Origin of the sequence: Neoalteromonas arenosi (assembly GCF_030362855.1) — a bacterium.
GTDB lineage: Bacteria > Pseudomonadota > Gammaproteobacteria > Enterobacterales > Alteromonadaceae > Alteromonas_E > Alteromonas_E arenosi.
In genome coordinates this window covers 326,336-341,226 of sequence record NZ_JAUCBP010000006.1, presented here as the reverse complement: position 1 = coordinate 341,226, position 14,891 = coordinate 326,336, and the positions used below count along the sequence as shown (strand labels likewise).

Annotated in this window: 12 protein-coding genes and 3 tRNA genes; 13 read left to right on the top strand and 2 right to left on the bottom strand. The window is 46.2% G+C overall.

Annotated elements, in window-relative coordinates; genetic code table 11:
* Positions 1-3: 3 nt before the first annotated feature.
* The 7 genes from QTP81_RS05805 to QTP81_RS05775 all read left to right on the top strand — a co-directional run bounded on the left by QTP81_RS05805 (position 4) and on the right by QTP81_RS05775 (position 7,405).
* Entirely contained in the window at positions 4-753 is a 750-nt protein-coding gene (locus tag QTP81_RS05805) for a chemotaxis protein CheW (protein WP_289364334.1), read from the top strand.
* A 27-nt stretch (positions 754-780) separates the two neighbouring features.
* Complete coding sequence (locus tag QTP81_RS05800; protein ID WP_289364333.1) at positions 781-1,275, top strand: chemotaxis protein CheW; 495 nt, start codon at positions 781-783, stop codon at positions 1,273-1,275.
* 61 nt (positions 1,276-1,336) lie between these two features.
* Entirely contained in the window at positions 1,337-1,774 is a 438-nt protein-coding gene (locus QTP81_RS05795) for a DUF2802 domain-containing protein (RefSeq protein ID WP_289364332.1), read from the top strand.
* 376 nt (positions 1,775-2,150) lie between these two features.
* A complete protein-coding gene (gene metA / locus QTP81_RS05790; RefSeq protein WP_289364331.1) occupies positions 2,151-3,074 on the top strand; it encodes a homoserine O-acetyltransferase MetA in 924 nt (307 codons plus the stop codon).
* Positions 3,075-3,121: 47 nt separating this feature from the next.
* Positions 3,122-4,174: a homocysteine S-methyltransferase family protein gene (locus QTP81_RS05785; protein ID WP_289364330.1), complete on the top strand. Its 1,053-nt coding sequence runs from the start codon at positions 3,122-3,124 to the stop codon at positions 4,172-4,174.
* 9 nt (positions 4,175-4,183) lie between these two features.
* Complete coding sequence (gene metH / locus QTP81_RS05780) at positions 4,184-6,811, top strand: methionine synthase (RefSeq protein ID WP_289364329.1); 2,628 nt, start codon at positions 4,184-4,186, stop codon at positions 6,809-6,811.
* A 3-nt stretch (positions 6,812-6,814) separates the two neighbouring features.
* On the top strand, positions 6,815-7,405 hold the full coding sequence (locus QTP81_RS05775) for a DUF938 domain-containing protein (RefSeq protein WP_289364328.1): 591 nt from the start codon (positions 6,815-6,817) through the stop codon (positions 7,403-7,405).
* 80 nt (positions 7,406-7,485) lie between these two features.
* On the opposite strand, the gene QTP81_RS05770 is transcribed toward QTP81_RS05775, so the two are convergent.
* Both QTP81_RS05770 and QTP81_RS05765 read right to left on the bottom strand, forming a co-directional pair.
* Positions 7,486-9,564 (bottom strand): M13 family metallopeptidase, encoded by a 2,079-nt coding sequence (locus QTP81_RS05770; RefSeq protein WP_289364326.1) that lies wholly within the window; start codon positions 9,562-9,564, stop codon positions 7,486-7,488.
* Between the two features lie 34 nt (positions 9,565-9,598).
* Positions 9,599-10,747 carry a GNAT family N-acetyltransferase gene (locus tag QTP81_RS05765; protein WP_289364324.1) on the bottom strand — a complete coding sequence of 383 codons (1,149 nt, stop codon included), beginning with the start codon at positions 10,745-10,747 and terminating at the stop codon, positions 9,599-9,601.
* A 122-nt stretch (positions 10,748-10,869) separates the two neighbouring features.
* Here QTP81_RS05765 and QTP81_RS05760 point away from each other — a divergent pair, with 122 nt between their 5' ends.
* The 6 genes from QTP81_RS05760 to QTP81_RS05735 all read left to right on the top strand — a co-directional run bounded on the left by QTP81_RS05760 (position 10,870) and on the right by QTP81_RS05735 (position 14,889).
* A complete protein-coding gene (locus QTP81_RS05760) occupies positions 10,870-11,328 on the top strand; it encodes a regulatory protein RecX (RefSeq protein ID WP_289364323.1) in 459 nt (152 codons plus the stop codon).
* A 93-nt stretch (positions 11,329-11,421) separates the two neighbouring features.
* The gene (gene alaS / locus QTP81_RS05755) at positions 11,422-14,019 is read left to right on the top strand and encodes an alanine--tRNA ligase (RefSeq protein ID WP_289364322.1); all 2,598 of its coding nucleotides are present in this window, start codon (positions 11,422-11,424) and stop codon (positions 14,017-14,019) included.
* 126 nt (positions 14,020-14,145) lie between these two features.
* The gene (gene csrA / locus QTP81_RS05750) at positions 14,146-14,340 is read left to right on the top strand and encodes a carbon storage regulator CsrA (RefSeq protein ID WP_289364320.1); all 195 of its coding nucleotides are present in this window, start codon (positions 14,146-14,148) and stop codon (positions 14,338-14,340) included.
* 222 nt (positions 14,341-14,562) lie between these two features.
* Positions 14,563-14,655, top strand: a tRNA-Ser gene (locus QTP81_RS05745).
* 20 nt (positions 14,656-14,675) lie between these two features.
* Positions 14,676-14,752, top strand: a tRNA-Arg gene (locus QTP81_RS05740).
* A gap of 63 nt (positions 14,753-14,815) precedes the next feature.
* Positions 14,816-14,889 (top strand) — tRNA-Arg (locus tag QTP81_RS05735).
* Positions 14,890-14,891: the final 2 nt, after the last annotated feature.

Below are 14,891 nucleotides of genomic sequence, written 5' to 3'. Positions count from 1 at the left end.
TCGATGAGTCGCAGTAAAAGTTTTGCTAAAGAAGAAGTGATGCAAGAGTATTTAGAGGGGCTATTGGTTGACCACTCTGATCCTGTTGTAGCTACACAAAAAGTAGCAAAACTCCTAGAAAACGCTACGACTACTGTATTGGAGCAACCGAACACTACAGCTGTACAAGAACGCACCAATGACGTCGAGCCGGTTTTACCCAAGGACGTTGAAGAGCCTACGGAAATTAAAGAAGCGCTGACTTCCGCCGAAAAATTAGATGATGATTCTGCGAAAGTAGCCTTTGAACCATTGGCAGAAAGACTATCAGAGCGGTTTCAAGCATTATTTTTTGATGTGGCGGGCTTAACAATGGCTGTACCACTGATTGATTTAGGTGGTATTCATCAACTAGAAAAAGTCGGTCCGCTGTTTGGAAAGCCCGATTGGTTTATGGGTGTGATGCTACATCGCGACGAAAAAATCAACGTCGTTGATGCTGCACAATGGGTAATGCCCGAAAAGTACGCACAAATTCAATCAGACAAGCTAAACTACAAGTACGTGATTATGTTGTCTGAGAGTGAATGGGGACTATCCAGTAATAGCTTAATTAATACAATTGAGTTGAATAAGAGCGATGTCAAATGGCGTCAGTCAGATCACAAACGCCCTTGGTTAGCGGGTATGGTAAAAGAGCGTATGTGTGCTTTAATTGACGTTAAGCAATTAATAGATTTGTTAAATGCCGGGTTAAATAGCAATCAGAAATGATCACCGTCATTGTTGGGAGCATGAAGGATGAGTGAAAAAAGTACCAGTAGTAATACGGTTGTAGATAATAACGACGAGGTCTTGCAGTGGGTTACCTACCGTCTGGGTGACGAAACGTACGGTATCAACGTCATGCAGGTGCAGGAAGTACTGCGCCATACCGAAATTGCTCCAGTTCCTGGAGCGCCTGACTATGTGCTAGGTATCATCAATTTGCGCGGTAACGTGGTCACCGTTATTGATACGCGCGCTCGTTTCGGGCTGCCACCAACCGATATAACCGACAATACGCGAATCGTGATTATTGAATCTGATGAGCAAGTGGTAGGTATTCTAGTCGACAGTGTTGCTGAGGTCGTATACCTGCGCTCGTCCGAAATTGATAGTGCACCTAATGTGGGTACTGAAGAAAGTGCCAAGTTCATCCAAGGTGTTAGTAACCGTGATGGTGAATTACTGATCTTGGTAGACCTCAATAAACTACTCTCAGATGAAGAGTGGGAAGAAATCACTAATATCTAATCTCTGTATATTAGAGCAACGGTGTTACAGCATCGTTGCTCAATAGTGCGTGTTTAACACTATGCAAAATTCTCTAGTCATCGGCAGTATCATCGGCGCAGTAGCCATTATTGTGTTGTGCTTTTTTGTGTGGACTTCACTGCGCAAGCAGCAACGCATGTTACGCGATGAAGTCGATTATTTACGCCACCAACTCGGCGAGAAGACGGACTTTTTGCAACATTCGTTAAGCAATCAACAATTGGCATTTAAGCGTGCCAATGCAAAATTAGAGCAAGCGCTACAAGATTTAGAGCAGCAGCAACAAACGATTGTGCAAACCCAACAAGCAATCAGTGGCAATGTTAGGGAACTAGCGAATAGTGATCCCGAGGTGAAGATGTATCAACGAGCTAAACAAATGATTGCTGCCGGCGCTGAATTACCTGAGGTCATTGAGATCTGCGGTTTACCTAAAGCTGAGGTTGAACTGCTGTTTTCCATGCACCAAACAAAATAATACCCAATAGAGACTAGTGACACGTGCTGAGTACTCAGAGGTGGGTCACTGTGATTAACCGTTGGGGCAAATATAATTCATTACCGCAGTGAGTAATAAGCAGCCAACCAAGAGGCATGTGATCAATAGCGTCATTGTCTTTCGTCGTGTCCGATTAATTGCAGTAAAGCATAGGCTACTCGCTTTGTGCGGAGCCAATTGAAGATAACGATTGGATAAATCTGTTAATTTGATTAGCAAATCTATATCGCCGTTGAACAAACCCTATGTGTAAATTATTTGTTCCGTCTAAACGTTTGGACGTCTAGACGTAAATAAGTTGACAATCTCGCTTAAATCGGCACACTAACAGCATTGATAAAAACCGGGAAATTACATGCCGATTCGTATTCCTAGCAACTTACCTGCACAAGATGTTCTCTCTAGTGAGAACATATTTTGTATGGATGAAAAGCGCGCGACGCAGCAAGATATTCGCCCGCTTGAAGTTGGGATCCTGAATCTCATGCCAAATAAAATCGAAACCGAAGTGCAGTTGTTACGCCTGTTATCGAATACGCCGTTGCAGATCAACGTCGATTTGATCCGGATTGATAATCAAGTGTCAAAGCACACCTCTGAGCAGCATATGAATGCTTTCTACCACGCATTCAGTGATGTTGCTCACAAGCGCTATGATGGACTTATCATCACTGGGGCACCTTTGGCTCACTTGGCCTATAAAGATGTAAAATATTGGCCTCAAATGACCCAAATGATGGATTGGGCACGACGACATGTGCAATCAACCCTGTTTTTGTGTTGGGCGGCACACGCCGCAATGTTCCACTTTTATGGCAAGCAGCGCTATTTGCGTGAAGATAAGCTCTGTGGCGTATATGAACATGAGGTGTTGCATCCGAAAAATGAATTAGTCCGCGGTTTTGACTCCCTGTTTTTTGCGCCGCATTCTCGTTATGGCGTGATCAGTGAAAGTGACTATGAAACGGTTGATGGCTTAAAGGTTATTGCACGTTCAGAGGAAACAGGCGCTTACGTGGTAGCTTCAGATGACAAACGTATGGTATTTATTACGGGCCACCCAGAATACGACCCGGAAACTTTACAGCAAGAGTACACGCGCGACCTTAACGCTGGACTCAACCCTTCGATACCCATAAATTATTTTCCACAGGACAACCCAACCGCACCGCCTTTGGTGCGCTGGCGCAGTCATGGTAATCTGTTATTTACCAACTGGTTGAATTACTTTGTCTATCAAACCACGCCGTTTGATTTAGAACAATTAAACAAATCCTGACGTTATTAACGGCTATGACTGCTGAGTAACCCTGCAAAGAAGTGACTATGACAACAACACTCGAAAAAATTACTGCAATAGCCCAACAGCGGATACTGATACTCGACGGTGCTATGGGTACTATGATTCAGCGCCATCAGTTGACGGAGGCTGACTACCGTGGTGAGCGATTCAAAGACTGGCACGTTGATCTCAAAGGGAACAACGATTTATTGGCGATTACTCAGCCAGAGCTGATTGCAAATATTCATGCTGAATATTTTGCAGCTGGAGCTGATATTATTGAGACCAACACATTTAATGCCACCACTATCGCTATGGCTGATTATGACATGCAAAGCATCTCACGTGAGATTAACGTGGCTGCTGCGCAATTAGCACGGAAGGTTGCAGATGAGTTTATGCAAGCAGATCCGAGCAAGCCTCGCTTTGTCGCTGGCGTGCTTGGACCAACCAATCGGACCGCGTCTATTTCACCTGACGTCAACGACCCAGCAAAGCGCAATGTGACCTTTGATGAGCTAGTCGTGGCTTACGCAGAATCAACTCATGCGCTGATTGAGGGCGGTGCCGATTTGATTTTGATCGAGACTATCTTTGATACGCTAAACGCCAAAGCCGCAGCATTTGCAGTACAACAGGTATTTGACGAACTCGAGCGAACCTTACCGGTTATGATTTCTGGCACTATTACCGATGCGTCGGGCCGCACTTTGTCTGGGCAAACCGCCGAAGCCTTCTATTATTCTCTGCGCCACATCAAACCGTTTTCATTTGGTTTGAATTGCGCATTGGGTCCAGACTTGTTGCGTCAGTACGTGGCTGAGATAGCCAAAATAAGCGAGTGTTTTGTGTCTGCGCATCCAAACGCTGGTTTGCCGAATGAGTTCGGTGAATATGATATGCAAGGTCCTGAAATGGCGGGGCATATTAGCGAATGGGCAGAAAGTGGGTTGGTCAATATTGTCGGTGGTTGCTGTGGAAGCACACCCGAGCACATTGCAGCAATAGCAGCCGCAGTAGCGAAACACAATCCGCGACAGTTGCCGCAAATTGAAAAAAAAATGCGCCTATCTGGGCTTGAGCCGTTTGTACATTAGGAGTCATAGGTGTCCGAAGAATTTTCAACATTTATCAATATCGGTGAGCGCACCAATGTTACGGGTTCAGCGATTTTCAAACGCCTGATCCTGAATGACGACTTTGAGGCCGCTTTAGATGTGGCGCGTCAGCAAGTTGAGAATGGCGCGCAAATCATAGATATCAATATGGACGAAGCCATGCTTGATTCTAAGCAGGCTATGATCACGTTCTTAAATCTGATCGCCTCCGAGCCGGACATATCTAAAGTGCCAATTATGCTCGATTCTTCCAAATGGGAAGTGATTGAGGCGGGCTTAAAATGCGTCCAAGGAAAGGCGATAGTCAATTCAATTAGCCTCAAGGAAGGTGAAGAGCAATTTATCCAGCAGGCACGACTAATTAAACAGTACGGTGCCGCAACAGTTGTAATGGCGTTTGATGAAAAGGGACAGGCTGATACAGAAGATCGCAAAGTCGAAATCTGTACACGTAGTTATGAGATCCTGACACAAGTGGTCGATTTCCCACCTGAAGATATCATTTTTGATCCCAATATCTTTGCCGTAGCAACGGGGATTGAGGAACACGATCGTTACGCAGTTGATTTCATTGAGGCCACGCGGCGTATCCGCGCCACATTACCACATGTGCATGTTTCCGGTGGCCTTTCAAATATCTCGTTTTCATTTCGCGGTAACAATCCCGTACGCGAAGCGATGCATTCGGTTTTCTTGTATCACGCTATCCGAGCAGGCATGGATATGGGCATCGTCAATGCTGGTCAGTTAGAAGTCTATGATGAAATTCCTCTCGAGCTACGCGATGCCGTAGAAGACGTCATTTTAAACCGCCACCCAGAGGCAACTGAAAAACTGTTGGAGCTGGCACCTAAATATCAAGGTGGTGGTAAAGTCGCGCAAAAGGAAGATTTGCAGTGGCGTGACTGGCCAGTCAGTAAGCGTTTAGAACACAGCCTGGTAAAAGGGTTAACGGACTTTATCATTGAAGATACTGAAGAAGCGCGATTGGCTGCCGAGAGGCCGTTACATGTCATCGAAGGCCCGCTGATGGACGGCATGAATGTTGTTGGCGATCTCTTCGGTGAAGGTAAAATGTTTCTACCGCAGGTCGTTAAATCTGCGCGCGTGATGAAAAAAGCGGTGGCCCACCTTCAGCCTTTTATTGAGGCTGAAAAGAATGGTGGAGCAAGCAGTAATGGCAAAATTCTTATGGCGACCGTCAAAGGCGATGTGCACGATATCGGTAAGAACATTGTTGGGGTGGTGCTGCAGTGTAATAACTTTGAAGTTATCGATTTGGGTGTGATGGTGCCATGTGCCAAAATTCTCGAAGAAGCCAAAGCACAAAATGTCGATATGATCGGGTTGTCAGGTTTGATCACACCGTCACTCGACGAGATGGTTTATGTGGCCTCTGAAATGGAGCGCCTTGGCTTTGATATACCACTGTTGATTGGCGGTGCTACAACGTCCAAGGCCCACACCGCGGTAAAAATCGAGCAGAACTATTCGGGCCCAGTGGTTTATGTGCCTAATGCTAGTCGCGCAGTGGGGGTATGCCAAAAGTTGATTTCCGCAGAGACGCGGCCCGCTTATGTCGCTGAATTAGACGCTGAATATGCCAAAGTGCGTGAACAGCACGGCAAGAAGCGTACGCGAACCAAACCCGTAACGCTGGAGCAGGCTCGCGCTAACCGCTTTGATGGCGATTGGGCAAATTACATACCGCCGGAACCGAAAAAACTTGGGGTGACGCCAGTTTCAGCATCCATTGCAACGTTGCGTAAGTACATCGACTGGACCCCGTTTTTTATGACGTGGTCATTGGCTGGAAAATACCCACGTATTTTAGACGACGAGATTGTTGGCCAGGAAGCCAAGAGCTTGTTTGCTGACGCTAATGCCATGCTAGATGAATTGGAGAAAGCCCAGACTTTGCAACCAAAAGGTGTAATGGGGATCTTTCCAGCTCAGGCCTGTGGTGATGATATTCATGTATTTGCAGATCAGCAGCGCATTCAAAAGCTGCTAACCACACATCATCTGCGTCAACAAACTGAAAAAGGCGATAGGCCGAATTACTGTTTAAGTGATTTTGTCGCTCCGCAAGATTCTAACGTCGATGATTACATCGGAGCTTTTGCCGTCACCGCAGGGGTTGAAGAAGACGAGCTTGCAAAGGCATATAGTGACGTTGGTGATGATTACAATGCCATCATGCTAAAAGCCGTTGCCGATCGCCTTGCGGAGGGTTTTGCCGAATATCTGCATGAACAAGTGCGTACGCAGTTGTGGGGCTATGCTGCCGATGAGGCATTGGATAATGATGCACTGATAGCGGAAAAATACTGCGGTATCCGACCGGCCCCGGGCTACGCTGCATGTCCAGAGCATACCGAGAAACAGCAGATTTGGGATTTACTCGATGCAGAAAAGCATACTGGCATGCAGCTTACTGATTCATACGCGATGTGGCCGGGAGCGTCTGTGTCCGGTTGGTATTTTTCTCATCCAAAATCGCAGTATTTCGCTGTTGCAAAAATACAACAAGACCAGTTGCAAGATTACGCACGGCGCAAAGGTTGGTCAGTAGAGGAGGCCACTAAGTGGCTGATGCCAAACTTATCGGATTAATCAGTGGTGAATAAACCCTTTAGCCAAGCCTGTGAGAATAATAAAGCGCCAATATTGGCGCAATTGCAAAGGCACTTTGCTAAGGCGACGAGTGTTTTAGAGATAGGCTCTGGTACCGGTCAGCATGCGGTTCATTTCGCTGCTGGCTTGCCGCATTTGCAGTGGCATACTAGCGATCAACCGCATTACCATGCTGGTATAGAAGCTTGGCTAAATGAGGCCGGATTGGCAAATCTGCATTCGCCGGTGAATTTTACTGTTGGGCTAGACACTTGGCCGAACATTCATATTGATGCCGTGTTTAGCGCCAATACTGCACACATTATGCAGCACGATGAAGTTAAAGTTATGCAGCAAGTAGTTGCGGAGCGATTACCGCAAAACGGCGTGTTTTGCCAATACGGCCCATTTACAACCAACGGTGTATTTGACGGACAAAGTAACGCGGATTTCCACCAGTACTTGTTATCGGAAGGGTGTGGTGGTTATCGAGATATTAGCGAGCTGCAAGCATGGGCGCCGCAATTGACCTTATCAGAAAACATCGTCATGCCTGCCAACAACCGTTTATTGGTGTGGTTTAAAGGCAAATAGATGGCCGCTTAATACGCGTGACTAACAACAAAAAGCCAGGCAAATAGCCTGGCTTTTTTATTCGTAAGGATTTGGCCAAACTACCAAATACGTACGCGCTCTTCAGGCGCTAGATACAACGCATCACCGGGTTGTACATCAAAGGCTTCATACCATGCATCGTGGTTACGCGGGGCAAGCGCGCGGTAACGACCCGGCGCGTGAGTGCCGCCACGAAGTTGGTTTAGCATACTTTGCTCGGTACGCTTCTCCTTCCATACTTGCGCCCATGCTAAGAAGAAACGTTGATCACCCGTTGTGCCATCGATGATTGGCGCTTCTTCGCCATTAAGACTCAGTTTATAGGCGTGATAAGCCATGGCTAACCCACCGACGTCGCCGATGTTTTCACCTAGACTATTTTGACCGTTAACAAAGTTACCTTCGATTGGTTCATAAACACTGTATTGTTCAATCAACGTTTGAGTTTTGGCTTCAAAAGCTGCGCGATCTTCATCGGTCCACCAGTTGCGCTGAATACCCATCGCGTCTGATTTAGACCCTTGATCGTCGAACCCGTGACCCATTTCGTGGCCGATAACAGCGCCGATAGCGCCATAATTAACCGCTGGGTCCGCATTAGGATCGAAAAATGGCGGTTGCAAAATTGCGGCTGGGAAAACAATCTCATTGAATGATGGATTGTAATAAGCGTTTACGCGTTGTGGCGTCATACCCCAACGGTTCCTATCCGTTGGTTTAAGTTCATCTGCAACTTGTTTCTGCTGGAAGAACTGACGAATGTTTTGCACGTTGCCAACGAGGTCATCGGCACTAATAGTTAATCCATCAAAGCTTTCCCAAACATCTGGGTAACCAATTTTAGGATTGAATGCCGCGAGTTTAGCCTGTGCGTTAACTTTTGTTTCTTCGCCCATCCAGTCAAGGCCTTCAATACGCTGACCGAGTGCAGTACGCAAGTTCTCTACAAGTTCTGCCATTTGAGTTTTAGAACTCTCTGGGAAGTAGCGGTCTACGTACACTTTACCAATTGCAAAGCCCAGTGACTCAGTCCCCGACATCTGGCTGACAGCACGCTTCCAGCGATCACGCGGCTCTTGTTGACCGTTGAGCGTCGTTCCGTAAAAATCAAAGTTAGCTAAGTAAATGTCTTCAGATAACAATCCGGCATTGTTGCTAATCGTGTGATAAGTCGCATACGACTTCCAGGTTTCTAATGGCACGGAATTAATCAAGGCAATCACATCGCGAACGGGATCCGGTTGCGTAATATTTAAATGTGGGATCACAAAACCCGAAGAGGCGAAGAACGCATCCCAATCAAAATCAGGGTATTGACTGTTTAGCTCGGTGCGCTCGAGTGGATTGAGGGTCAAGTCGCGGTTGCGGCGTTTTTCACGTGGCCACTGCACTTCGGCAATCATAGTTTCAAGGGCTAAGATCGCCTCCGCTTGTTCAGCTGCGGTTTCAGTACCGGTAAATGCCAACATTTGCTCAATGTGCGCTTGATATGCATTGCGGATGTCAACAAAGCGTTGGTCATCACTCAAGTAATAATCGCGGTCTGGTAGACCCAAGCCAGCAACGCCGACATTCAATTGATAACGATTTGGATCCAAACGGTCGTACCACATGCCACCCCAGATAGGAGTCACACCGCCCGTTAGCCAAGCCTCGCCAAAAACACTTGTCAATTCAGTGGTATTACTAACCGCTGCAATATCGTCAAGTACGGGCTGGATCGGGCTGATACCTTTGGCATTTAACGCTTCGGTATCCATGTAACTATTATAGAAATCCGCAATAAGCTTAGCTTCACCGGTGAGATTTTCTGTTTGGCTTAGTTCGTCGATAATTTCTTTCACACGGTCTTCACTGCGCTCGGCTAGAGCAGTAAACGCACCAAAGCGTGTTTTATCAGCGGGTAGTTCATAGTTGTCGTACCATGTACCTGACGCATACATAAAGAAATCATCACCAGGTTTAACTGTTTCATTTCGCGCAGATAAATCAACGCCAAAGCTTCCGAATTCTGCTTGCGCTTGTTGCTGCTCGACAGCGTCATCGCTGCTGGTTGTTGGCTGCTCCGCGGTTTGCGGACTACAAGCTGCGAGGCCTAAACTGGCAGCAATAGTAAGAGAAAGTAAGGTCTTTTTCATGAGTTTCCTGTCTGTTTATAGGGTGATTCTTCGATCACTCAGTTTGTTTAAAAGGCACTGCTGAACGCGCTTGCGCAAAGTAATGCTCTATTGAAAGTGTTTCTTGTTTAACAAATTGTTCGACGGCCTGTTGAAAAGCCGGTTCCTTACAATGGTGCAGTGAATAACACCTAATTGGTTCGAAACCGCGCAACAGTTTATGCTCGCCTTGAGTCCCGGGATTAAAAATTGGTAGTTTGCGTTCTATCGCGAACTCAATACCTGAATAATAACAACACTCGAAGTGCAGTCCATCGACTTCCTCAATACAACCCCAATAGCGGCCAAACAATCCGGTCTCGTTCCACAGATACAATGCCGCAGCAACGGGCTTTTCGTCACGGTATGCCATAACTACCATCAGCGAACGCCGTAGCGTAGCATATATTTGTTCGAAAAATGCTTCGGTGAGATAACCTGTATGACCACTGCGTTTAAGGTAGGTTTGGCAATAACAAAGATAAAAGAACTGCATGTCTTCAGCGCTGATTGCATCGCCGCTGAGACATTTTATATCAATACCTTGGTCACTAACCTTGCGCCTTTCTTTGCGGATATCTTTGCGTTTTCGAGAGGTAAAGCGCGCTAAAAACGCATCAAAATTTAGATAGTCGTGATTTTGCCACTGAAACTGTACGCTGACTCGCTGACTGTAGTTAAAGTCGGTCTGAAACTGCTCGGATCGCGGTGCGTCAAACAGCCAGTGAGCACTGGAGTAGTTATCGTTGTCTAACACGGCTTTCAGCGTCGTGAAAACATACTCAGTGAGCGCGGTTTTATTGACTCCTTCTGCAACCATTAATTTATTGCCAGTTACCGGTGTAAACGGAGCTGCAACTAATAACTTAGGGTAATACGCCAAGCCATGCTGGTGGTATGCATTAGCCCACGCATGGTCAAACAAGTATTCGCCATAGCTATGCAATTTTTCGAAGGCTGGAAATACCGCAACAATTTCATTGTGTTCGTCAGTGACTTGACCATAGCGTGGGATCCAACCCGACGCTTCACCAATACTTTCGCTATCTTCCAAAGCGGCAAAAAACTCGAATTGCAAGAAGGGCGGTTGGTTGGCACTTAAACGCTGCCACGTTCGTTTAGAAAACTCTTGGATCGTTGATTTAAGGGTTAAATGAAATGCCATGATGCAGCTGTCATTTCCGGTAATTGTGTACGGCGAATTCAAACGGTGCCGTTGAAGCTTGAGTAATTATACATATATACCATATTGAAATTGGATTAGATCGAATTTAAACGGCGCCATTGATGAGTGATCAGACGGATATATACAATTCAGCAGTGCGAATGTTATCGATGCGAGAGCACGGTACGAAAGAATTACATGACAAACTCGTAGCAAAGGGCTTTATCGCAACAACGGTCGATGAGGTAATCTGTCAATTGCTTGAACAACGTCTGGTGTGCGACGAGCGGTACGTTGAAATGGTGTTTCGCTCAGCATTACACAAAGGTCACGGGCCCAATCGAGTTACTCAGAGCCTGTACCAAAAAGGTATTGAAAGGTACTTAATTGAGAACCATTTGGAAACAACCGAAGTCGACTGGTGGGCGCTTGCTGTTGAAGTAAAACAAAAAAAGTTTGGTTCTAACAGAGCCGAAGACTGGCAGCAGAAACAGAAACAACAGCGTTTTTTACACAACCGTGGTTTCACCTTAGATCAAATAAATTACGCCATTAACGCTGAAGACCAATCAGACACTTAACGCGGCTAGCGAAGCATGGTATCTTTGCGCCCTTAAAGTGAGCTCGTTTGATCCGAGTAAACCCCAGCAATTTTGATAACTACAGGACAATTCATGACGCTATCTACCGCTCAGATTCGAAGCGCTTTTATCGACTTCTTTGCCAAGCAGGGCCATCAGGCAGTACCGAGCTCTTCATTGATACCGCATGATGATCCTACGTTGTTATTCACGAATGCTGGAATGAACCAATTTAAGGACGTTTTTCTCGGTGCAGAAAAACGCGCTTACACGCGAGCAGTTTCATCGCAGCGCTGTGTAAGGGCGGGGGGCAAGCACAACGATTTAGACAACGTCGGTTACACCGCGCGCCACCACACATTTTTTGAAATGCTCGGTAACTTCAGTTTTGGTGATTATTTCAAAACGGAAGCGATTCAGTTTGCCTGGCAGTTTTTGACTGAAGAGCTCAAGCTGCCCAAAGAGAAATTGCTAGTTACCGTTTACTCTGAAGATGATGAAGCCTATGGCATTTGGAAAGACACAATAGGCATCCCTGAAGAAAAAATTATTCGTATATCGACATCTGATAATTTCTGGTCAATGGGCGATACAGGGCCTTGTGGACCGTGCTCAGAAATTTTTTACGACCACGGCGAACACATATGGGGCGGTCCTCCGGGATCGCCTGAAGAAGACGGTGATCGTTTTATTGAAATTTGGAACTTGGTATTCATGCAATTTAACCGTCAAGCCGACGGGACCATGGAGCCACTACCAAAGCCTTCGATTGATACAGGCATGGGACTTGAGCGCATCAGTGCAATCATGCAAAACGTGCACAGCAACTATGAGATCGATCTATTCCAAGCATTGATAAAAGCTGCCGCTGAGATTGTCGGAACAGCTGATATTGAAAACAAATCACTGCGCGTAATTGCTGATCATATTCGCTCCTGCGCATTTTTGATTTGTGATGGTGCAATGCCTTCAAATGAAGGCCGCGGTTACGTGTTGCGTCGCATAATCCGTCGCGCTGTTCGCCACGGGTACAAACTCGGTGCCAGTGATATTTTCTTTTATCGCTTGGTACAGGCTTTGTGCGATCAAATGAGTGATGCTTATCCTGAGCTTAAAGAGCAACAGGCGGTTATCGAGAAAGTCTTGCGCGTTGAAGAAGAGCAGTTTAGCCGCACGCTTGAACGTGGTATGAGTTTATTAAATCAAGCGCTTGGCGACATGGAAGGCGATATTGTGCCAGGCGAATTGGTGTTTAAATTATATGATACTTATGGTTTCCCTGCTGATTTAACTGCCGACGTAGCGCGCGAAAAAGGTTTTGCGATTGATGAAGAAGGATTTGCTGCGAATATGCAGAAACAACGTGAGCGCGCGCAGCAATCTAGTCAGTTTGGCGCCGATTATGCCAATGTTGTTAGTGTCGATCACATAACGCAATTTACCGGCTACGAGAAAGTCGAGCAAACCAGTGAAGTGGTTGCAATTGTGGTTGATGGTCAGAAGGTTGACGCCGCCAATGATGTTGAAGAAGCCCTTGTATTCTTAGCCGAGACCCCGTTTTATGCTGAGTCAGGTGGCCAAGTAGGCGATACGGGCATGTTAATCGCTGGCACCAATATAGTAACGGTCAAGGATACTGTGAAGGTCGGTAATGCTTTCGCCCATAAAGGCAGTATTACAGGCCAAATTAGCGTTGGAGACCAGGTGTCTGCAGTCATCGACAGCCAAGCGCGTAATGATATCGCATTAAATCACAGCGCAACTCACCTGTTACATGCGGCATTGCGTCAGCTTCTCGGAGAACATGTAACCCAAAAAGGTAGCTTGGTTGATAAAGACAAACTGCGGTTTGATTTTTCACATTTGGAAGCCGTTACCGACCAACAGCTTTTGGATATCGAGCAATTGGTGAATGCGCAAATTCGTGCTAACAACCCGTTGACGACCGAGCTGATGGCAATTGACGCAGCAAAAGACGCGGGTGCCATGGCATTGTTTGGTGAGAAGTATGACGACGAAGTGCGCGTAGTGCGCATGGGCGACTTTTCAATTGAGTTGTGTGGCGGCACACACGTAAAAAGTACCGGTGATATTGGGCTGTTCAAGATCGTTTCTGAAGGCGGTATTGCGTCTGGTGTGAGACGTATCGAGGCTATTACAGGTGCGGCTGCACTTGAATATGTGCAATTACAACAAGGCCGAATTGCGCAAGCAGCCCAGTTGGTCAAAGCTGATCCAAATGCACTGGTCGAACGAATTAAAGGCTTATTGCAGTTAAGTAAAGACTTGGAAAAGCAGAACCAGCAATTGACGCAGAAGCTCAACGCGCAAAAAGGTGCCGATGTGTTGTCATCCGCTGTTGAGATTAAGGGTGTCAAAGTGTTGGTTACTGAAATGCCTGGCGTTGAATCGAAGGCTTTGCGTCCAATGATGGATGATTTGAAAAATCAGATTGGCTCTGGCGTCATCTGTATTGGTACATCAAGCGGTGACAAAGTGAGTATCATAAGCGGTGTAACTAAAGATCTAACCGGGAAGATTAAAGCTGGTGAGCTGGTCAACTATGTAGCTGCCCAAGTAGGCGGTAAAGGTGGTGGTCGTCCAGATATGGCCCAAGCGGGTGGAAGTCAGCCAGAAAACTTGGCAAAAGCGCTTAGTTCGGTCAATACTTATCTGGAAGACAAATTGTAAGTTTTTTTCGGCGAGTTTTTTGCAGTGACATCAAAAAACAAGGAGCGCCGTCGATAACAGGTAGAGCTAATTTGTTATCGAACATGGTAATGGACAATTCTTAGTATATGGATAAGGAGCAGCACAATGCTTATTTTGACCCGTCGTGTAGGTGAAACATTAATGGTCGGTGACGAAGTTACCGTTACAGTTTTAGGTGTAAAGGGCAACCAAGTTAGAATTGGTGTAAACGCGCCGAAAGAGGTATCAGTTCACCGTGAAGAAATTTATATGCGGATTCAAGCCGAGAAGGGTGACAAAGGTAAATCGGGTGAGGAATAGTTAAACGGTGTTCTTTGCACACAAAAACCGAGTTTTAATAGCTCGGTTTTTTTGTTTGTAATGCCTAAACGATGTCTGCGCTGAAGGATAGATTTGTGTACAAATTACACGATAAATGTGTCGACAAATAAGAATTGATTAAATATTCCTCGACCCGACCGATATAACCTAAAAAACCGTTGACTTCCCTTTGTGAATCATTAAACTGCGACTCCACATTTTGGAGAGGTGGGTGAGTGGCTGAAACCAGTCCCCTGCTAAGGGACCATACAGTTTGTAGCTGTATCGAGGGTTCGAATCCCTCCCTCTCCGCCATGTGCCTTTTTGAAAAATACGCGTGTGTAGCTCAGCTGGATAGAGTACCTGGCTACGAACCAGGCGGTCGGAGGTTCGAATCCTTCCACACGCGCCATTTTTCAACAAGATTCCATGACTATCAATCATTGATGTTTTGGTCTACAGTTATAAAAACGACGCGTGTGTAGCTCAGCTGGATAGAGTACCTGGCTACGAACCAGGCGGTCGGAGGTTCGAATCCTTCCACACGCGCC